This is a genomic window from Chitinophaga sp. SYP-B3965 (genome assembly GCF_009647655.1).
Taxonomy (GTDB): domain Bacteria; phylum Bacteroidota; class Bacteroidia; order Chitinophagales; family Chitinophagaceae; genus Chitinophaga.
Genome location: NZ_WJFD01000002.1, coordinates 256470 through 276378, shown reverse-complemented (window position 1 = coordinate 276378; position 19909 = coordinate 256470). Strand labels below are relative to the sequence as shown.

The 19909-nt window shown below is 45.6% G+C and carries 18 protein-coding genes; 13 read left to right on the top strand and 5 right to left on the bottom strand.

The features are described from left to right. Nucleotides 1-34: 34 nt before the first annotated feature. Together GFS24_RS15150 and polA are read right to left on the bottom strand one after the other, a co-directional pair. A complete protein-coding gene (locus GFS24_RS15150; RefSeq protein ID WP_153660597.1) occupies nucleotides 35-580 on the bottom strand; it encodes a GNAT family N-acetyltransferase in 546 nt (181 codons plus the stop codon). A gap of 117 nt (nucleotides 581-697) precedes the next feature. Continuing rightward, a complete protein-coding gene (gene polA / locus GFS24_RS15145) occupies nucleotides 698-3517 on the bottom strand; it encodes a DNA polymerase I (RefSeq protein ID WP_153660595.1) in 2820 nt (939 codons plus the stop codon). 35 nt (nucleotides 3518-3552) lie between these two features. Here polA and GFS24_RS15140 point away from each other — a divergent pair, with 35 nt between their 5' ends. Beyond that, nucleotides 3553-3903, top strand: a complete 351-nt coding sequence (locus GFS24_RS15140; RefSeq protein WP_153660593.1) for an arsenate reductase family protein — start codon at nucleotides 3553-3555, stop codon at nucleotides 3901-3903. Nucleotides 3904-3937: 34 nt separating this feature from the next. On the opposite strand, the gene GFS24_RS15135 is transcribed toward GFS24_RS15140, so the two are convergent. After that, complete coding sequence (locus GFS24_RS15135) at nucleotides 3938-5038, bottom strand: glycosyltransferase (protein ID WP_153660591.1); 1101 nt, start codon at nucleotides 5036-5038, stop codon at nucleotides 3938-3940. A 384-nt stretch (nucleotides 5039-5422) separates the two neighbouring features. On the opposite strand from GFS24_RS15135, the gene GFS24_RS15130 reads away from it, so the two are divergent. The 5 genes from GFS24_RS15130 (at nucleotide 5423) to GFS24_RS15110 (ending at nucleotide 9511) form a co-directional block, all read left to right on the top strand. Continuing rightward, nucleotides 5423-5641 carry a hypothetical protein gene (locus GFS24_RS15130; RefSeq protein ID WP_153660589.1) on the top strand — a complete coding sequence of 73 codons (219 nt, stop codon included), beginning with the start codon at nucleotides 5423-5425 and terminating at the stop codon, nucleotides 5639-5641. A gap of 183 nt (nucleotides 5642-5824) precedes the next feature. Next, the gene (locus GFS24_RS15125) at nucleotides 5825-6964 is read left to right on the top strand and encodes a formimidoylglutamase (protein WP_153660587.1); all 1140 of its coding nucleotides are present in this window, start codon (nucleotides 5825-5827) and stop codon (nucleotides 6962-6964) included. A gap of 9 nt (nucleotides 6965-6973) precedes the next feature. Further along, on the top strand, nucleotides 6974-7867 hold the full coding sequence (locus GFS24_RS15120) for a YitT family protein (protein WP_153660585.1): 894 nt from the start codon (nucleotides 6974-6976) through the stop codon (nucleotides 7865-7867). 21 nt (nucleotides 7868-7888) lie between these two features. Then, on the top strand, nucleotides 7889-8779 hold the full coding sequence (locus GFS24_RS15115; protein ID WP_153660583.1) for an alpha/beta hydrolase: 891 nt from the start codon (nucleotides 7889-7891) through the stop codon (nucleotides 8777-8779). Between the two features lie 6 nt (nucleotides 8780-8785). Then, nucleotides 8786-9511, top strand: a complete 726-nt coding sequence (locus GFS24_RS15110; RefSeq protein ID WP_153660581.1) for a DUF2490 domain-containing protein — start codon at nucleotides 8786-8788, stop codon at nucleotides 9509-9511. A gap of 75 nt (nucleotides 9512-9586) precedes the next feature. Here GFS24_RS15110 and GFS24_RS15105 read toward each other — a convergent pair whose 3' ends face one another. Beyond that, nucleotides 9587-10516 (bottom strand): hydroxypyruvate isomerase family protein, encoded by a 930-nt coding sequence (locus GFS24_RS15105; protein WP_153660579.1) that lies wholly within the window; start codon nucleotides 10514-10516, stop codon nucleotides 9587-9589. 202 nt (nucleotides 10517-10718) lie between these two features. Here GFS24_RS15105 and GFS24_RS15100 point away from each other — a divergent pair, with 202 nt between their 5' ends. The 3 genes from GFS24_RS15100 (at nucleotide 10719) to GFS24_RS15090 (ending at nucleotide 14494) form a co-directional block, all read left to right on the top strand. After that, nucleotides 10719-11684: a formylglycine-generating enzyme family protein gene (locus tag GFS24_RS15100; RefSeq protein ID WP_153660577.1), complete on the top strand. Its 966-nt coding sequence runs from the start codon at nucleotides 10719-10721 to the stop codon at nucleotides 11682-11684. 91 nt (nucleotides 11685-11775) lie between these two features. Further along, entirely contained in the window at nucleotides 11776-13122 is a 1347-nt protein-coding gene (locus tag GFS24_RS15095) for a Gfo/Idh/MocA family protein (protein WP_153660575.1), read from the top strand. Between the two features lie 85 nt (nucleotides 13123-13207). Then, nucleotides 13208-14494: a D-alanyl-D-alanine carboxypeptidase/D-alanyl-D-alanine-endopeptidase gene (locus GFS24_RS15090; protein WP_173003090.1), complete on the top strand. Its 1287-nt coding sequence runs from the start codon at nucleotides 13208-13210 to the stop codon at nucleotides 14492-14494. Between the two features lie 51 nt (nucleotides 14495-14545). Here GFS24_RS15090 and GFS24_RS15085 read toward each other — a convergent pair whose 3' ends face one another. Further along, nucleotides 14546-16687 carry a S46 family peptidase gene (locus tag GFS24_RS15085; RefSeq protein WP_153660572.1) on the bottom strand — a complete coding sequence of 714 codons (2142 nt, stop codon included), beginning with the start codon at nucleotides 16685-16687 and terminating at the stop codon, nucleotides 14546-14548. 193 nt (nucleotides 16688-16880) lie between these two features. On the opposite strand from GFS24_RS15085, the gene GFS24_RS15080 reads away from it, so the two are divergent. The 4 genes from GFS24_RS15080 (at nucleotide 16881) to GFS24_RS15065 (ending at nucleotide 19894) form a co-directional block, all read left to right on the top strand. Then, nucleotides 16881-17348 carry an META domain-containing protein gene (locus tag GFS24_RS15080; RefSeq protein WP_153660570.1) on the top strand — a complete coding sequence of 156 codons (468 nt, stop codon included), beginning with the start codon at nucleotides 16881-16883 and terminating at the stop codon, nucleotides 17346-17348. A gap of 27 nt (nucleotides 17349-17375) precedes the next feature. Further along, nucleotides 17376-17825: a hypothetical protein gene (locus GFS24_RS15075; protein WP_153660568.1), complete on the top strand. Its 450-nt coding sequence runs from the start codon at nucleotides 17376-17378 to the stop codon at nucleotides 17823-17825. Nucleotides 17826-18025: 200 nt separating this feature from the next. Continuing rightward, nucleotides 18026-18883, top strand: coding sequence for a DNA damage-inducible protein D (dinD, locus tag GFS24_RS15070; protein ID WP_153660566.1), 858 nt, complete (start codon nucleotides 18026-18028; stop codon nucleotides 18881-18883). A gap of 147 nt (nucleotides 18884-19030) precedes the next feature. Continuing rightward, complete coding sequence (locus tag GFS24_RS15065) at nucleotides 19031-19894, top strand: PorP/SprF family type IX secretion system membrane protein (protein ID WP_153660564.1); 864 nt, start codon at nucleotides 19031-19033, stop codon at nucleotides 19892-19894. Nucleotides 19895-19909: the final 15 nt, after the last annotated feature.

The following is a 19909-nucleotide window of genomic DNA, read 5'->3' as shown; positions in this document are numbered from 1 at the left end:
GAAGCAAATGTAAAGGATCTGGGTATTACGGCATTCAGGTTGATTGATGAGCGGTATTTGCAGCCTCAAATTGTTCACGGGTGATCTCCCAACGCCATAATTCTCCCGCATCGGTACCATTCACGGCGCCGGCGAAATGAAATCCGTTCTTCTGGAGAACGATCACTGCTGCGTTATATTCTTCGAGCGTATGGGCAATTACCTTATTAACATAGGAATGATTAAATGCAAAACGGACAAGGGTTCCGGCCATTTCTGTGGCATAACCCTGTTCCCTGTATTCTAAGGACACTTCATAACCAATTTCAACTACTCCTTCCGGTGTAGGGCGACCTTTAAAGCCACCGGTACCTATCAGGCGTTTATCAGTTTTATGAATAGCCAGATAGAAGAACCACCCCAGCAGGGATGGGTCATTGCGCAATTTATCATAAGCAACCAACACCATTTCAGGATATTCTGTCCACTGTTCTGGTACGTCTACCCCCAAAGTTTGGGCTAATGCTTCATTCCCATGCAAAAGCGCTTCAAAGTGTTTCAACGTGCAGGGCAACAACTGTAACCTCAAGGTTTGGATCATAAGCGAAAACTAGTAAAGGATTTTGGGAAAAGCAAGGGGCGTGCCAAGAAGAATTGACAGATTTTTAGATGACAAAAGGCCGGAAGAAATTTCCTCCGGCCTTAAAAGAAAAAGTTGTTAATGGGCTTCGAGCCAGTTTTTACCGGTCCCGATCTCCGCTTCCACCGGAACGGACAACGGCATGGCACTGCGCATGCCTTCAATGATCAGCGGTTTAATGATCTCTACTTCGTCCAGATGGGCATCAAATACCAACTCATCATGCACCTGCAGGATCATTTTGGATTTGAAGTTGTGCTCCCTGAACGTTTTGTGCAGGGAGATCATGGCTAATTTGATCATGTCAGCCGCAGTTCCCTGGATGGGCATGTTAATGGCATTTCGCTCTGCGAAACCACGCACCACTGCATTGGAGGAATTGATATCTTTTAACCAGCGTTTGCGCCCCAGCAATGTTTGTACATAACCGGTTCTTTGGGCAAACTTCACCTGGTCTTCCATGTATTTTTTAATAGAAGGATATTGTGTAAAATAGTTGTCGATAAGTATCTTGGCTTCGCCGCGCGGAATGCCCAGGTTTTCACTGAGGCCAAATGCGCTCACGCCGTAAATGATACCGAAGTTCACACTCTTGGCGTTCCGGCGCATTTCAGAAGAAACATCTCCGATCTCTACGCCATATACTTTTGCTGCTGTGGCGGTGTGGATATCCAGTCCTGTGCGGAAGGCTTCCATCATGTTCGCATCTTCACTGATAGCGGCAATGATGCGTAATTCTATCTGGGAATAATCCGCGGAGAGCAACGTAAATTCTTCACTCCTTGGCACGAAAGCTTTCCTCACCTCGCGGCCTCTTTCCGTACGGATAGGGATATTCTGAAGGTTAGGATTATTGGAACTTAACCGGCCGGTTACTGCCACTGCCTGGTTAAAGGATGTGTGTACCCGGTTTGTGCGCGGATTCAGCATTAATGGCAGGGCATCCACATAAGTGGATTTCAGTTTGCTCAGTTCCCGGAAGGCCAGGATATTATCTACGATAGGATGTTTGCTGGCCAGTTTGGAAAGCACATCTTCTCCTGTAGCATATTGCCCGGTGCGGGTTTTCTTGGCTTTGGGATCCAGTTGCAGTTTATCAAACAGCACTTCACCAAGTTGTTTGGGAGAAGCCAGGTTGAATCTTACACCCGCTTGCTGGTAAACACTTTCTTCTGCTTTGCGGATATCCGTTTCCAGGTCTTTGGAATAGTCTGCCAGCGCTTTCATATCAATAGAAATACCTTCGTATTCTATGTCTGTCAACACTTTCACCAACGGATTCTCCACGTTGTAAAACACATTTTCCACATCCTTTTCTTTCACCATTGGCAGGAACTTGTGTTTCAGTTGCAGGGTAATGTCCGCATCTTCCGCAGCATATTCTTTGATCTTTTCGATCTCCACATCCCGCATCGTGCCCTGGCCTTTTCCTTTTTTACCAATGAGCGTTTCAATGGATACAGGCGCGTATTGCAGATATTGTGCACTCAGCAGATCCATACTGCGCCGGCCTTCCGGCTCAATGAGGTAATGCGCCAGCATGGTGTCGAACAGTTGGCCTTTCACTTCAATACCATACCATTTCAGTACGATCATATCATACTTGGTGTTCTGGCCAATGAAAAGCGCATCTTCCCTTTCAAATACCGGGCGGAACTTTTCCAGGATCTCTTTTACCACAAATTGATCTACGGGTAATGGAATATACCATGCTTCGCCGGGTTTCACGGCAAAGCTCATTCCCACGATCTCTACTGCGTTGGCATCTGTACCCGTTGTTTCCGTATCAAAACTGATCTCCGCTTCTTTCATCAGCATGGCAATCAGTTCCGCATGTTTTTCAGGGGTATCTGCCAGATGATAAGTATGTGGTGTATTGTCGATATTTTTATCAGCAACGAGGCCTACGCTTTCGATAGCTTCTGCTCCCTGGGCGAGGTTTTCTGCTGAAGAGGTTTCTACATTGTTGCCGAAGAGGTCTTGCTGTACTGGTTTGCCGGAGGCCTCCCCGCTGATCGCGTTAAAGCTGTCACCCAGTATACGTTTGCCCAGCGTTTTAAATTCCAGTTCTGCGAAGATCTCCGTGAGGGCTTCTTTATTCACTTCTGTGCAGCAGAAATTTTCTTCATGAAAATCTACCGGAACATTTGTGATGATGGTGGCGAGCTTCTTGGAGAGGATGGCACTTTCTGTTCCTGCCTTGATCTTTTCTCCCATTTTACCGGGGATCTTATCTGCATTGGCCAGGATATTTTCAAGAGAACCCCATTCTGCCAGTAATTTCATCGCCGTTTTTTCACCAACGCCGGGAATACCGGGAATGTTATCCACAGCATCACCCATCAGGCCGAGTATATCTATTACCTGGCTTACATCTTTGATCTGCCAGCGTTCGCAAACTTCTTTGGACCCCATGATCTCTTCCTTATTGCCCAATGCCGGCGGCTTCCAGATGAAAATATTATCTTTTACCAACTGGCCGTAATCTTTATCAGGGGTTACCATATAAACCGTGTAGCCTTGTGCGGCAGCCTGCCAGGCAACGGTACCAATAATATCATCCGCTTCAAATCCATCCAGTTCCAGCACGGGGATATTAAATCCTTCAATGATCCTCTTGATATCAGGGATAGCTGCGATGATATCTTCCGGTGCTTCTTCCCGGTTAGCTTTATAATCAGCAAAGTCCGTATGACGTTCAGTGGGGGCATGCGTGTCAAAAGCCACAGCAATGTGGGTGGGTTTTTCTTTGTTAAGGAGGTCCAGCAGGGTAGAGGTAAATCCAAACTGGGCGTTGGTATTACGCCCTTTACTGGTGAGCCTTGGGCTTCTGATCAATGCATAATAGGCACGATAAATAAGTGCCATGGCGTCTAATAGAAAGAGTTTCTTGCTCATTCGGTAAAAGTAAACAATTACCTAATTTTGCGGCCATGAAAAGGATTTATTATTTGTCGAGCTGCAGTACCTGCAAGCGTATATTAGATGAAACGGATGCTGTAGGAAAGGGCTATGCGTTGCAGGACATTAAGAAGGATAAGATCACACCAGAGCAATTGGATGAGATGCGTAAACTGGCCGGGAGTTATGAGGCTTTGTTCAGCCGCCGTTCTCAGAAATATGGACCCATGGGCCTGGCGCAAAAAGAATTAACAGAAGAAGATTACCGGGCGCTCATCCTGGAAGAATATACATTCCTGAAGAGGCCGGTAACAATTATAGGGAAGAAAATATTCGTGGGTAGTGAGAAAAAAGCCGTGGAATCGCTGAAGGAAAACATCTGAGTTTTCGTTAATCAATTCCAAATGGGGCAAAATCCTAAAGTGTTTTTACGAAAGATTGCACCACTTTTTTATAGGCTTCCATGTCCTGCCCGTGCTGAAAAGTGGTGAATGGGAATGTTTTTACTGCCTCCAGGGCTTTTTGCAGGTTGAACTGGTGTTGGGGGAGGCTGTAGAAATATCCTTTCTGCATTAAATATTTGCCCAGGTATTCCTGTTCGGATTGTCCGGGTGTGGGGATGAGAATGGCTTTCTTATTGAGTTTGGCCAGATCCATCAGGGTAGTGTAGCCAGAGCGGCTCAATACCATGTCGGATGCCAGCATGGCTTCATTTAATTCTTTTGCGCCAAGGTGGCTTACCTGGAAAACCCCCGGGGCAATCTCCCTCTTTTCCACCTGATCCGGCCGGCCGCTGACAATCAGGGCTTTCATTCCTGGTATCTGCTTAACCTGCGCCAGCAGCAGTTCTTCGAGGTTTGTGCGTTGTGGTTCCGGTCCGGAGATCAATGCCAGCAGATCATATTTCTTTTCTACATTTTCCATGGGCTCAAAGCGGGAAAGGCAGCCCAGGTAAGTAGTGTGTTCCGGAAGGGTGGTAGGATGTGCCAAAACCCCGCTCAGATTGGGTTCTCCGGCAAAATCGGGGATCCAGCAGGCGGAATAGCGGTTAATATATTTATAGTTGATCCTTTGCAGCGCGCGCTCGGTAAAACCGCCAAAGGGGGTTTTGATGAGCAGCTGGTGGGAAATAAACACACAGGGAATATCGGGATGATAGAGGCCAAAACGATTGTCGGATATCACGGCATTGATGCCAAGATCCGCCACCATCTTGCGTAACCAGGCCTGTTCGTAACGAATGGCCTTCCAGATCTTGGGGATCTGCTGTACTATTTTGAGGCCAAAAAAGAGGCCTTTCTGGGAATATTGGATTTGATAGCCGGGAAGGGGTAAAATAGTGATCTGTGGGAACTCCCGGGAAAGCAGGGCGGCATGTTTTCCTTCCGCCGCAATAAGGACCTCACAACCAGCGTTTAATAGTTCGTGGATCAGCGGGATGTCGCGCGTGGCGTGGCCTAGACCCCAATCCAATGGTACTACGAGAACTTTTTTCTGCACAAGGGAGTGTGTGGACAAATAATTAGAAATTTTATGCGAAAATAGCTTAATTTAGAAATGACCATTGTTAAGAAACGGTAAACTCTTTTAGGCTAGTAAATGCAATATTGAATAAGTTTTTTTATAATGCACTATGAAAAAGTTTAAATGGGTTTTTCTCTTCTTATTTATGGTTAGCTTAATGGGGCAAGGTTGCAGCGTGTTGAAGAAAAATGACTGTGGATGCCCGCCAATGCAGAAAGGGCGGATGAAGCATTAGAAGACATAGAAACTGAGACAAACTATACCAAAACCATGCTGGAGAAACCGATTAATGGGGGAAAACACGTTATCGAAAAATATGTCAACAACAAATAAAAACAATCAATTAGCATGAAGCCTGTAGAGAGGGATTTACTCATCTTGCTACATGAAGACCGTTACAACGAGCAGGAGATCCAGCACGAAGTAAAGCAGATCAGCGATATGCTGTCTCTGGTTGAAACCATGGATTACCTTGCCCGCGCAACAGAAGTAGCCGACTGCAACAAACATCGTGTTAGTAGCAAACGCCGCATCCTTGAACGTGCCTTCTTTCGCAAAGAGCCAAAAGCATTTGAGTTCATCGTCCACAAAAACTGATTTAAGAATTTTCATCCCTATCCGGTAGTATTTTCCTGCCTGGTCCCTACTGCACACTAACCGCACACTCAATTATTCAAGAAGCCGGAAAACATTCGCAATGTTCATTTTATGAACATTAACTTCCTATGCTATGAATTAAATTTCTTCTTGTAGATTTGCGAGCAAACAATATCCGTTGTGATGATAGACTTTACGCACCTGCAGGATTTTCTCACGCCTGTTTCCAAAACACAATTACACGATGACGAAGAATACGACGACCTGCAGATCGGCCGTATGATAGACCTGTATGAAGAAGACAATATTCCTGACCTGGATACGGCAGACATTATTTTATTAGGTGCAGGTGAAGAAAGAGGCAATGGCACCATCAGCGGAGGCAATAGTACACCCGATGCCATCCGCAGAGAATTCTATCGTCTGTATCACTGGCATAAAGATGTACGCCTCGCTGATGCCGGTAATCTCATTGCCGGCCGCAGCCTGACTGATTCTTACGCAGCCATGAAAAGCGTGCTCACAGAATTCATAGATGCCGGAAAAACAGTGATCATCCTCGGCGGCTCTCATGATCTTACCTATGCACAATACCAGGCTTACGCCACAAAAAAATACATCATTGAAGTAACCGTAGCAGATGCGCTGATAGACCTGCAGGAAAATTCTCCTGTACGCTCCCAACGTTTCCTGCTGGATATGTTCATGGAACAGCCTAACTACATCCGCCACTATAACCACATCGGCTTCCAGAGTTATTTTGTGCAGCCCCGCATGCTGGAAACGCTGGATAAACTGCGCTTCGATTGTTTCCGCCTGGGTAATGTGCGCGAGAATATGGAAGACATAGAACCCGTTCTCCGCAACACGGATCTTTTCAGTGTAGACGTGAATATGATCAAACATACGGACGCTCCGGCCAATTCCCTTTCTCCCAACGGATTCAGCGGAGAAGAAGCCTGCGCGCTTTCCCGTTATGCCGGCATGAGTTCACAACTCAGCACCTATGGTATTTACGGGTATGATTCAGCAAAGGATAAAGACAACCTCACGGCCAAACAGATCTCACAGATGCTGTGGTACTTTATGGACGGGCGCTCCGTAAAGAACAAAGAAGCACAATTAACAGAACGCGAATCTTTCCTTGAATTTCATATCGCGTTTACAGACATAGACACCGTTTTCCTGAAAAGTAAAAAAACAGGCCGCTGGTGGATGCAATTGCCGGATAAAACATTTGCGCCCTGCGCCTACAGTGATTACCTGCTGGCCAGCAACAACGAAATTCCGGAACGCTGGATGCGAAGCCAGGAAAGACTTTAAAACAATAAGATGGTTAATTCCCGCAAAGCAAGGGCGGTACGGTTAAGCCTCATCCAGAATTCGCAGGACATTGCATTGATCGCTATCGGTGTACTCCTGGCCAGTATTGGACTGAGGGGTTTCCTGCTGCCCAACGGATTTCTGGATGGTGGCGTAACGGGGATATCGCTGTTGGTGAACAGGCTCACCGGATGGTCTTTTTCCGTGTTGCTGATCCTCATCAATGCGCCCTTTATTTTGCTGGCCTATAAACAGCTCTCCAGGGGATTCACCATTAAAACCATCGCGGCTATTATTGGCCTGGCCACCTGCCTGGTACTCATTAAAGTACCCACTTTCACACAGGATAAATTATTGATCGCCATCTTCGGCGGATTCTTCCTGGGAGCGGGTATTGGCATGTCTATCCGCGGCGGCGCTGTATTGGACGGAACGGAAGTACTGGCCCTTTATATCAACCGCAAGACGATCCTGTCTGTGGGAGAGGTGATCATGTATTTTAATGTGGTGCTCTTTGGTATAGCCGCGGTATTGATCAATGTGGAAACGGCCATGTATGCCATGCTTACTTATTTCGCCGCCTCCAAAACGGTGGATTTTGTGATCCAGGGTTTTGAAGAATATATCGCCCTCACCATCATCTCAGAAAAAAGCGAACTGATCCGCAAAACCCTTACACTCAAGTTGAAAAAGGGCGTCACCGTATTCAAAGGCAAAAGCGGATTTGGCAAACGGGGGCAGAAAGATGAAGAAATAGACATCGTTTATACAGTTGTTACCCGCTTAGAGGTACATAATATTATAGATGAGATTGAAAGAATCGATGAAAAAGCGTTTATTGTGCAACACAATATTAACGACACGCGTGGGGGCATGATCAAACGACGCGCCACGCATCATTAATCCACTCTTCAATCGTACCACATGAAAAACGGTTTTGCCACCGCACTGCTCATGATCACAACAATGACCGCATTAGCACAGGAAAGGATAGACCTCTATCCTGGCCAGCCTGAACTGAAAATAGCAGGCGCCCGAAAAATAGACGATGTACCACACATTGATCATTACCCGGCCGCTCCGGATAAAAAGACCGGCGAAGCCATTTTGATCTGTCCTGGTGGCGGATACGCTGGTCTGGCCACAGGGCATGAAGGAAAAGACATTGCAGATTTCTTCACCGCGCAGGGTTATGAGGCGATTGTTTTGCATTACCGCTTAAACGATGCAGAACAGAAAGGCTCCCGTTTTCCTGCACAGTATAATGATGTGACCAACGCCATGCGTTTGGTGAAATCCAAAGCCGCCGCCTGGAAACTGGATCCGGAAAAAATAGGGGTAATAGGTTTTTCAGCGGGAGGGCATCTTGCTTCCACGCTGGCCACCATGATCATTCCTGCTAATCCCAATTCAAAGAACGAACTGGAAAAATGGAGTTCCCGCCCGGCCTTTGCTATGTTGATATACCCTGTGATCAGCATGAGCGAAAGCTTCCGGCATAATGGCAGCACCGTGAATTTATTAGGCAAGGACGCATCGCAGGCTATGATGGATTCATTGTCTACCGATAAAAGAGTAAGCGCGCAAACGCCGCCTACTTTCCTGGTGCATTCAACAGATGATAAAGTTGTACCGGTAGAAAACAGCTGGGCATTTTATTCCGCTTTGAAGAAAAATAATATTTCCGCCTCTTTGCATATATATGATCACGGTGGTCACGGATATGGCATGGGACCAAAAGATCCTGTACTGAACAGCTGGCCCGGCCTGAGTATCCAATGGTTACAGGGCGTAGTGTTTAAACCGAAAAGTTAAGAGAGGATGAGGGTTGTTTTAATTTTTAGCTTTTGCATATTGGGTACTGTGGCCGTAAAAGCCCAATCGAAACAATTTTCCAGCTGGCTGGCATCTTTCAATTCTTTTGCCATTCCGAAAACGAAATTCAGTATTCACCTGGATGCGCAAGTGCGTAGCACAAATGAATGGCGGGAATTCCAAACCTTCATTGTGCGGCAGGGACTGAATTATCATGTAAGGAAGAACATGGTTGCCACAGTGGGTTATGCCTGGGTGCATAATCTTCGTTCCTTGCAGGATGTATCTGCTTATCTGGCTGAACACCGTATCTGGGAACAGTTCATCGTGAATCATAAACTCAGCTTTATTCCCATACAACACCGCTTCCGTGTGGAACAACGTTTTATAGGAACGCCGGTGGTAAATGATAATAAGCTGGAAAAGGATGGTCATGAACTGGCACATCGCTTCCGTTATTTTCTGCGGGGTGTTATTCCTTTCAGCGGGGAACAGACTTTTACGAAAGGCCCTTTTGCGGCAGCGCAGAATGAAGTGTTCCTGAACTTTGCCAATACAGATGCAGTGAATGGAAAAGTGTTTGATCAGAATCGGGCGTATCTGGCGGTGGGGTATCGTTTCAGCAAACAGTTCGATCTGGAAGCAGGTTATCTGAATCAATATATTTCCGGCAGAGGCACTGCATTTAGCAGTGTGCATGTTATACAGCTGGCGGGGTATTTAAGATTATAAAAGGACGATAAGAATAAAATAAGAAGGCGGTCTGTTATCAGGCCGCCTTCTTATTTTTATAAATACCGGGATCTTTTATCCCAGAAAATTATCCGCTTCCCTGTAAGCCTTAATCAAAGCCAACTCCCCATCTTTCCCCGGCAACGCATTGCCATGCTCCATTCCCATCACACCTTTATAACCTTTCTTATGCAGGTGTTTGAAGATGTTCTTATAATTGATCTCACCGGTACCAGGCTCTTTACGCCCAGGATTATCTCCGATCTGTACGTAAGCAATTTCTTCCCAGCAGAGATCGATATTCGTGATCAGCTGGCCTTCATTTTTCTGCATGTGATAGATGTCGAATAATATCTTGCAGGAAGGACTGTTCACCGCGCGGCAGATCATATACGTCTGATCAGAATTGCGGAGGAACAGGTCTGGTGTATCGCTCAATGGCTCAAGCACCATGGTGAGGCCACCCTTTTCAAGGATCTCAGATCCTCTGCGCAAAGCATCGATCACATTCCCGGTTTGAACACCCATAGGTAATTTGCGTTCAAAGAAACCAGGAACCACCGTAGCCCATTTTGCATTCACGCGTTTGGCTAGTTCTACAGAACGTTCGCAGGTTTTCAGGAAGGTGTCCAGGAATTCTTTTTTACCCGTGGTAAGAGAGATCTTCCAATTGTCTCCGCCCTCTATCACAAAAACACCCATCCGCATATTCAGTTTCGCCAGCAGGTCGCCGATCTTATTTTGAAGCGCAGTATCACGGCCCAGCATGCCATTGTCCTCAATAGAGCGAAATCCCTGATCATGCATGAAGCGGATCTGATCCAGGAAATCCTCGCCGGCACTGTTTTTGAACATTCCCGCATGTGGCGCATAGTCCAGGTTAAAAGTTTTCCCTGCCAGGGCAGGCTTTGTATCTGCTGCGTTGGCAGATGTGGCGGAACCACCAAGGGCCAGGGCTGAAATGCCAGCCAATGTGCTTTGTTGAAGGAATGTTCTTCTTTCCATAGCGTGATAGATTTAAATGCTGAATCCGAAATTTAATAGCTTTTCTATGTAAAAACGAGGAATTCCAGAAATTAACCGAAAGTCCCTCAATTTTCACCGTTTTTGAAACATAAGCAATATTTTTTGACGTTTATAAAATAATTATTGTATTAACCATCAAAATTGATAAATTCACACGCTCAATAATTTAGCACGTCTAGCAATGAGAAAGAACACAGTGGCCTTGTTACTCGCAGGATTAGTGACCAGCGGGACTTACGCTCAGAACAACGAACCTTTTACAGCCTACGAACAGAAAGTACCAGGATCTGAGATTCCCATCAAAATGGTGCCTGTTAAAGGTGGTGAGTTCCTTTTGGGCAGTCCTGCTAAAGAAAAAGGAAGAAGTGCAGACGAGGGGCCGCAAAAGAAAGTGAAGATAGATCCTTTCTGGATGGGAGCTTACGAGCTTACATTCGACCAATATGATGTGTATGCAGACGCAGAAAAGGATAAAACCCCGCTGCCGGATGGTATGACGAGGCCCAGCCCTCCTTATATTGACCTTACCCTGGGAATGGGAAAAAGCGGCGGATTTCCGGCCAACAGCATGAGCCAGTACGCTGCATTAATGTATTGCCGCTGGCTGTATGGTAAAACCGGCATCTTTTACCGTCTTCCTACAGAAGCAGAATGGGAATATGCCTGCCGTGCAGGATCAGCTACAGCATGGCCTTTCGGGGACGATGCTTCCAAACTGGGAGAATACGCCTGGACGCAGGAAAACAGCGAAGAGGTTTATCATAAAGTAGGAGAGAAGAAACCCAATGCCTGGGGTTTATATGATATGATGGGTAATGTGGGAGAATGGACATTGGATCAGTATGATGAAAAAGGGTATGAGAAAGCAGGAGCAGAAAATCCCTGGAATCAACCCACGGTTAAAACACCCCGGACCATCAAAGGAGGCACTTACCTGGAACCGGCAACAGCCGCCAGGAGCGCAGCCCGCCTGAAATCAGATGAATCCTGGAACAACCGTGATCCCCAGATCCCCCGCAGTAAATGGTGGAATGCGGATGCGCCGTTCATCGGATTCCGGATCGTACGCCCGGTAAAACAACCGTCTAAGGCAGAGGCAGACAAATTCTTTGCAGACGTGATCGATAAATTCGTGGGCGCCCGCTAGGATTTAACAAAGGGAATACGTAATTTCTGTAAGCTAATCGTCTATTTATAAATCACCAAGGACTTAAACGCTCCCTGTAAAATACCCATCAATGGAAAACGAAAAATCACAATCATTCCACGGACAAAGTCGCAGAGACTTTGTAAAGCAATCTTCCCTACTGGCAGGTGGATTAATAGCAGCGCCTATTATCGCTGAAGCCAGCCAGGCTAATTATTTTTCCGGTGCACCCGGCGTTATCAAAATAGCGCTGATCGGTTGTGGTGGCCGTGGTACAGGGGCTGCCGTACAAGCCCTGAGCACCAAACAAAATGTACAACTTGTTGCGATGGCAGATGCTTTCAAAGACAGGCTGGACGGTAGCTACAATGAGATCCTTGATTCCATGAAAGCTACACCTGAGCGCTTGAAAGTTGCCGAAGCAGATAAATATGTAGGCTTTGATGGCTACAAAGAAGCGATCGCGAAAGCAGATGTGGTGATCCTCACCACCCCTCCGGGTTTCCGCCCTATTCACTTTGAAGAAGCTATCCGCCAGGGCAAACATGTATTCATGGAAAAACCCGTGGCTACAGACCCAGCAGGTATTGCCAAAGTTTTGGAGGTAGCAGAAAAAGCAATAGCAAAGAAACTGAACGTGGTAGTTGGTCTGCAACGCCGTTACCAAACATCTTACCTGGAACTGTACAAACGCGTACAGGATGGTATCATCGGTGATATCACTTCTATGCAGGTATATTGGAACCAGGGCGCACTGTGGGTAAAGGAACGTAAACCTGAATACACAGAGATGGAATACCAAATGCGCAACTGGTATTATTTCAACTGGCTCTGTGGTGATCATATCGTAGAACAACACATTCACAATATCGATGTAGGTAACTGGTTCAAGAACGCAGTACCTGTAACTGCCATGGGTATGGGTGGCCGCGCTGTCCGCACCGGTAAAGAATATGGTGAGATCTACGATCACCACTATGTTGAATACCGTTATGCAGATGGTGTGGTAATGAATGCACAATGCCGTCACTGGAAAGATGCCGTGAGCCGTGTGGATGAAGAGATTGTAGGAACGAAAGGTAAGGTGCTCTGCGACAGAGGCAGGATCCTTGACAGTAAAGGAAAAACGATCTACCAGTTTGATAAAAAACAGGAGAACCGTCCTTACCAGGCAGAACATGATGAACTGTTTGCTGCAATAGCGAGCGGTCAGTACAAATTCGCAGATGCGAAGAGAGGTGCAGAAACCACACTCTCCGCTATCATCGGCCGTCTGGCAACTTATTCCGGTCAAACCATTGCATTTGATAAAGCACTGGCATCCGGTCTCAACCTGCAACCAGCGAAGTATGCATTTGACGCACCACCGCCAATATTGCCTGATGCAAATGGTAACTACGCTTACGCAAAACCAGGTATCACTAAATATTTCAGCTAATTGAAATAGTTTAATAAAATACCGAAAACCTCCTGATCATTCAGGAGGTTTTCTTTTTCTGTTAAAACGAAGTAACTTAATGGGTATGAGACTATACTTATCCTTAGTGGCTATCATGATAGCAGGCGCCGCAACCGCCCAGCCTAAGAATATCCGTCAGTGGGCCAACCAGGATGTTTTAAATGCAAAAGCCCTGACTGGCGCGCACGTAGGGATCAGCATCATGGATCCCGCCACCGGAAAATACTGGATCCAGTACCAGGATGATAAGTTCTTCATGCCAGCCTCCAACACCAAGATCTTCACACTTTTTACCGGGTTACAACTACTGGGAGATTCCCTGCCGGGCATGCGTTACACAGAAAATGATACGGCTATTTATATACAGGGCATGGCAGATCCTTCTTTCCTGCATCCTGATTTCACTTATCAGCCTGTCAAAGAATTATTAACGCAAACGCACAAACGGATCTGGTACCAGCCGGCGATTATTAAAAACAAAAGGTTCGGTCCCGGATGGGCCTGGAGTGATTATGCAGATTATTATCAGCCTGAGTTAAATGAATGGCCGATGTATGGAAACGTGGCGCGCATAAAAATGCAGGGCAGTGAATATACCATGGTGCCGGAATATCCCACCCGCTCAGGAGAACGTTTACCCAACGAGGTACTGGCAGACAGGGAAGAACGGGAGAATGAATTTGTATTACACTTCCGCCCGGAAGATAGAACAGCACATGATTTTGAAGTGCCTTTTATCACCGGCGGTAATGAGCAACTACTGCAAAGATTACAAGACACCCTGCATAAAGAGATCGGCCTGTTACCCACCGCAGCAGCAAGCACCGGCAAAATATTTAAAAGCATTCCGGTTGATACCCTCTTTCAACCCATGATGCACCGCAGCGATAATTTCTTTGCAGAACAGGTCCTGATGATGTGCGCTGCGCTTAAATGGGATACCATCAATACGCGAAAAACAATCGGTTATATGCTGGACAGTACGTTGAAAGATCTGCCACACCCACCAAGCTGGGTAGATGGTTCCGGTCTTTCCCGTTATAATCTTTTTACCCCGCGGGACTTTGTGGCCGTATTAGATAAAATGTACAAGATCTATCCGAAGGAAAGGTTATATCAGCTTTTCCCTACCGGCGGCAAAGGCACTTTACGTAATTACTACCAGGCCCTCCCGGGAAGATTACATGCCAAAACCGGCACGCTCAGCGGATGCGTGGCCCTGAGCGGATATCTGGTTACCAAGAATGGAAAGACGTTGATCTTTAGTGTGCTGGTGAATAATCATAATAGCACTGCTACGGCAGTGCGCAGAGCGGTAGAGGATTTTTTAGTTAAAGTCGCCAATAACTAACCCAAATAAAAAAGCCCCCCGTTGCCGGGAGGCTTTTTAAGTTTAAAATGGTTACTTAACGATCTTTAACTCGTCAATGATATTCTTAGCACCACCCAGCTTGTCAATGCACCATAATACATAGCGCACATCCACACAAATGGTACGGTTGTAGTTTTTGTCGAATTGGATCTTGTGGCTCAATGCTTCATAGTTACCATCAAAAGCAAGTCCGATCAACTCACCGTTGCCATTGATAACAGGAGAACCAGAGTTCCCGCCCGTGATATCATTGGTAGTGATAAAACCAACAACGAGATCGTTACGTTTGAGGTCTTTATATTGGCCGAAGTCTTTTTTCTTCACCAGGTCTACATAACCGGCAGGCAGATCAAATTCATAATCCTTTGGAACATATTTTTCCAGCACACCGGTAGCAGTAGTCACATAATCATACGCCACAGCATCCTTTGGAGAATACGGTTTCACCTGACCATAAGAAAGACGCATGGTGAAATTCGCATCCGGATAACGGGATCTGTTAGGGTTCATTTGCATTTCCCCTTTCAGGTAAAGACGTCCGAGTTCAGTATTCTGTGCAGTGAATTGAGCAAACAGCGGCGCGTATTTGCCGACATAGTTTTTCAGGAATGCAGAGGAATAAGCATATGCCGGATCATCCTGCAGCGTTACCGCATCAGGATTTTTAACGAACGCGCTCCATTTGGCATCGTTGAAGATCATGGTGTTGGCGAATACAGCAGCAGCCCATGTTTTATAAGTTTTCTCATCCTGCAGGTCACCGTAGGATTTGAGGCTTTCATAAAAACCGATCGGCTGTTGATCTTTAACGATATCCGTATAGAACATCTGAACCGTAGCTGCAAGGATCTTCTGATCGCTTACTTTATTTTCATCTTTCAGGAAGTTGGTGCGTGCAGCGTCTGCAGCAGCCACTGCGGCGTTTACATTACCTTTCTTCAGGATGGCATCTTCAACAGCGGCCAGGGAAGAAGCAAAAGCAGCAAGAGGAGAGCCGAAAGTAGCTTCACGCAGATAGATGCGGTGTTTAGCATAAGGTTCCCATGCTTTGTAAGCCTTTTCATATTGCGCAAAGATGCTTTCAAATTCAGGTTTGCCTTTCGCCCATTGCTGGTAAGCAGCTTCCTGTTTTTGTTTTTCTTCGTACACATGGTACTTCAGCAATTGTTTGCTTTCACCGTCAAAGAATTTCCAGTAGTTGGCAATACCTGCGTAAGAAGAAGCCAGTTGCAGTTTCACAGCCGGGTCTTTCTTCATTTCTTCAAACATATATTTCAGGCGGATGTCGCGCAGATTTACTGTAGAAGGATTTTCGATATCCGTTTTTAGTTTTACGCCGAAAGAAGTTTCATAACGCGTAGTACCACCGGGATAACCGAAGATCATGGCGTAATCATTTTCTTTCACTCCTTTGATAGATACCGGCAGGAAAGACTTTGCTTTCATGGGGATGTTCTCTGGGTTATGCGCAGCAGGTTTACCATCTTTGCCGGTATACACACGGAATACAGAGAAGTCACCAGTATGGCGTGGCCATTCCCAGTTGTCCGTATCGCCGCCGAATTTGCCAATGCTTTCAGGAGGTGTACCCACTAAACGGATATCCGTAAAACGCTCGTAAATAAAGAGGATGTATTGGTTGCCATTGTACATAGGAACAACGCGACCTTCATAACCCGTACCGCTGGTAGCATTTTTAATGATGGTACCATAAGCCGCTTGTAATTTCGCGTTACGTTCGTTGGCAGCAGCACCGATCAGCGCACTGTCTACTTTAGTTGTTACATCTTCTACGCGAACGAGGAATTGAACAAACATGTTGCTGGAAGGAATTTCCTCCTGTTTGTTCCTGGCATAGAAACCGTCTCTGAGAAAATTTTTCTCAACACTGCTCGCGGCTGCGATAGCGCCATAACCACAGTGGTGATTGGTGAAGATGAGGCCTTCACTGCTCACTATTTCCCCGGTACAGCCACCATTGAAGATAATGATAGCGTCCTTCATGGAAGATTTGTTGATGCTGTACAACTGTTCTTTGGTGAGCTTGAGCCCTTTTTTTACCATGTCAGCGTATACTTGGGGACCGAGAAGATAAGGTAACCACATACCTTCATCAGCTTTCGCCAGCTTTACTGAAAGGATCAGTAACAGCAGGATTAGATTTTTCTTCATAGTTCAGATTTTGTAAAGAGGCCCAAACCTAGCGAAATTTTTGATATTAGCGCTGCCGCTGATGGATTTACCCCTTTTCACCAACATGAGAGATAAGTTTAATTTGTTGTTAATTGCAGAACAATTATCCGGGTGGGATGTTAAAATGGCTTGAAGATTGATCATACATTTTCATGCACCATAAAATCAAACTATGAAACAGGTACTATTTGGCGGATTAGCCGCTATATCCATGTTGGTTTTTGCCTGCCAGGGCACCAGCAAAAACACGACGGGCGGAGATACTTCCGCAGTAGTGACAACAGCATCTCCTTCCTGGAAACTGGAAGGCACCCGCTGGAAGCTGAAGGAATTTCCCGCCAATCCCATTACGATCCCGCAGAGTGAAAAGGACATCTACATTTCTTTTGTAGACACCTCTTCCCAAATTCAGGGATTCCTGGGTTGCAACGGTTTCGGTGGTAAATACCTGGCAACAGCCAATGGCGATCTGCAGATCACCGATGTGATCTCTACACAAATGGCTTGTCCTTCTTTAGATGTGGAAAATACATTGGGGAAAGCGATGGCAGCCACCAATAAGTATACGATCGATAAAGATCTCCTGCGTTTGCAAAGTGGAGATTCTATCCTGGCAACGTTCACCGTTATGCAGCAATAATTTCATCACCCAAATAATATCTAGTTTATGCAAAAGTATTTTCTAATAGCGGCAGCCGCTTTTACATTCATGGCCTGCCAGAGTAATACCAATAGTTCACAAACCACCACAGATTCCGCAGCAGATAAAATGAAAGAGGGAGTAGAAGAAATAAAAGAAGGCGCAGCGATGAAAGCAGATACAGTGGGCGCTTACCTGAAAGAACAAAAAGAAATAGCACAAGCAAAGTTGAAGGAAAGAAGAGATGAGCTGGATGCGAAAATAGAAGAGTTGAAAAAAGACGGCAGCAAAAAGAGTGAGCGTGCGCGTAAGAAATTAGAAGAAGCAAGAGATGATCTGAGCAAAACGATGGAAGATGTGAAGAACAGTACTGCAGAGGCCTGGGAGGATACAAAGAAAGGAATTGATAAATCGATGAAGAAAGCGGATGATGAGTGGCAGGAATTTAAGCATGATTTTAAAGAGTTGTTTAAATAGGAAAAAGGGTGTTCGTTGAGAACACCCTTTTTATGTATAACCGCTGCCAGATTAGTTTTCGCTCATTTTCCCGATATCGGGAAAATGAGCGGATTGACTAAAGTAATGAAGTGTTTTTATGACCGATTTATTTTTTCAGTACATTTATACAACTGCGCTCCTTTTTATCTTGACTATTCTATAATCATTAATTTTTTGCGATGAAAAAAGAGCAAATACACCAACTTTTTGAACAATTTGAGCAAGCCTGTTATGAATATAAAGGGATTGAGTGCTGGAGTGCCAGAGAGTTACAAGAAATACTCGGATATGCCACGTGGAGGAACTTTATAAAAGTTATTGACAAAGCCAAAATAGCATGCGAAACCGCTGGGGGAAAGGTTTCTGATCATTTTGCCGATATCAGCAAAATGATCGAGTTAGCCAAAGGCGCACAACGCGAAATCGAAGACATCGCACTTTCAAGATATGCCTGTTACCTGGTTGCCCAAAACGGAGATGCCGGTAAAAGCGAAATCGCTTTCGCACAAACATATTTCGCCGTACAAACAAGGAAACAGGAAATAATAGAACAACGCTTAATGGATATAGCCCGTGTAGCAGCGAGGGAGAAACTATCCAAATCAGAGAAAAAATTATCAGGCATTATTTATGAGCGCGGTGTAGATGAACGAGGTTTTGCTGTTATAAGAAGCAAAGGAGATCAGGCTTTATTTGGAGGCTTCAGTACGAATGATATGAAGAGGAAGCTAAATATAGCAGAGAACAGGCCCTTAGCAGATTTTCTCCCAACACTTACCATTAAAGCTAAAGATTTCGCTACAGAATTAACCAGCCATAATGTAATTGAAAAAGACATTAACGGCGAAAAAGAGATCTCACAGGAACATGTAGATAATAACCTTGCTGTCAGGAAAATGCTGGAAGAAAGAGGAGTTAAGCCGGAGCAGCTATCTCCGGCAGAAGACGTCAAAAAGATCCAGAGAAAACTAGAGGGAGAAACAAAACAGGTAATGAAAGATGCGAAGAAACCCCGCAAAAAACCAGCGAAAAAATAACCCCATACTAAAACCTCCCATTAAAACAAATACCTATAACTAATTATTTCTAATACCTACCAGTAAGATATATACCGTATTATAGGTATAGCATAGAGAAAAAACTCCCCGTTACTTTGTGGGTGGAATTCTTTTTTCCACTACATTATGACCAGATACCTATGGAAGCTCGCGCTCCTGCTACTTGCCACACAAGCAAATGCACAGGAAACGTTCATCTTACCCAACTTTTCCAGGAACGCAACACTTGCAAATTCTGCCATGCAAGGCATGGACTCCTCCACGAACTTCACCGCCTCAGGCAGAAAGCAATGGACGGGCATTAATGATGCGCCACAAGCCTTCAGCTTCACCGGCTGTACTTTTATAAAAGGATTTTCTGCCGGCATAAACGTAGAACACAGATCCGTAGCTGTCAACAAGTACAGCTCCATAGGGCTCTCGCTCTCTAAAACAGTAAAGCTCAGCCAAACAGAATACCTCACTTTAGGCTTCTACGGCGGCGCAGATAATTTCTCTGCCAACTATGCCGGCTTAGGAGGAGGCGATCCCGCATTAGCACAAAAGCAACGCATCAATGAATGGCGCGGCATTGCAGGAGCAGGACTCTTACTGCACGGAGAGAATTTCTACTTCGGCGCCTCCATGCCACGCATTCCACTAAAAGGAGAAAACAAAGAGATAAACGGTTACCTCTCGGCAGGGATATTACTACAACTAAATGAAACCTTCTCTATAAGCCCAACCATACTCTGGAACATCGTCAATGAAAACAGGGCACTGGATGCAGGCGCTATGTTATTCATACAGGAAACAGCTGGTATAGGGGCCACTTACCGGACCACAGGAGAAGTAAATGCAGTCCTGCAATACACTTTCCAAAAGAAACTCCAGTTGGGCTATGCGTACATTTTCTCCGTAGGTAACAGCCAAAACATCAGCCGCTTTAGTGGAGGTTCTCACGAAGTATTTGTGAGCTATAGGATCAGCAACATTTTCAAATGGTGGTAAGCCAAAAGATAAAAA

Excerpts from the sequence above, each read along its gene's own strand:
- GFS24_RS15150 (WP_153660597.1), bottom strand. The coding sequence starts at position 580 with ATGATCCAAACCTTGAGGTTACAGTTGTTGCCCTGCACGTTGAAACAC.
- polA (WP_153660595.1), bottom strand. The coding sequence starts at position 3,517 with ATGAGCAAGAAACTCTTTCTATTAGACGCCATGGCACTTATTTATCGT.
- GFS24_RS15140 (WP_153660593.1), top strand. The coding sequence starts at position 3,553 with ATGAAAAGGATTTATTATTTGTCGAGCTGCAGTACCTGCAAGCGTATA.
- GFS24_RS15125 (WP_153660587.1), top strand. The coding sequence starts at position 5,825 with ATGATAGACTTTACGCACCTGCAGGATTTTCTCACGCCTGTTTCCAAA.
- GFS24_RS15120 (WP_153660585.1), top strand. The coding sequence starts at position 6,974 with ATGGTTAATTCCCGCAAAGCAAGGGCGGTACGGTTAAGCCTCATCCAG.
- GFS24_RS15115 (WP_153660583.1), top strand. The coding sequence starts at position 7,889 with ATGAAAAACGGTTTTGCCACCGCACTGCTCATGATCACAACAATGACC.
- GFS24_RS15110 (WP_153660581.1), top strand. The coding sequence starts at position 8,786 with ATGAGGGTTGTTTTAATTTTTAGCTTTTGCATATTGGGTACTGTGGCC.
- GFS24_RS15105 (WP_153660579.1), bottom strand. The coding sequence starts at position 10,516 with ATGGAAAGAAGAACATTCCTTCAACAAAGCACATTGGCTGGCATTTCA.
- GFS24_RS15100 (WP_153660577.1), top strand. The coding sequence starts at position 10,719 with ATGAGAAAGAACACAGTGGCCTTGTTACTCGCAGGATTAGTGACCAGC.
- GFS24_RS15095 (WP_153660575.1), top strand. The coding sequence starts at position 11,776 with ATGGAAAACGAAAAATCACAATCATTCCACGGACAAAGTCGCAGAGAC.
- GFS24_RS15090 (WP_173003090.1), top strand. The coding sequence starts at position 13,208 with ATGAGACTATACTTATCCTTAGTGGCTATCATGATAGCAGGCGCCGCA.
- GFS24_RS15085 (WP_153660572.1), bottom strand. The coding sequence starts at position 16,687 with ATGAAGAAAAATCTAATCCTGCTGTTACTGATCCTTTCAGTAAAGCTG.
- GFS24_RS15080 (WP_153660570.1), top strand. The coding sequence starts at position 16,881 with ATGAAACAGGTACTATTTGGCGGATTAGCCGCTATATCCATGTTGGTT.
- GFS24_RS15075 (WP_153660568.1), top strand. The coding sequence starts at position 17,376 with ATGCAAAAGTATTTTCTAATAGCGGCAGCCGCTTTTACATTCATGGCC.
- dinD (WP_153660566.1), top strand. The coding sequence starts at position 18,026 with ATGAAAAAAGAGCAAATACACCAACTTTTTGAACAATTTGAGCAAGCC.
- GFS24_RS15065 (WP_153660564.1), top strand. The coding sequence starts at position 19,031 with ATGACCAGATACCTATGGAAGCTCGCGCTCCTGCTACTTGCCACACAA.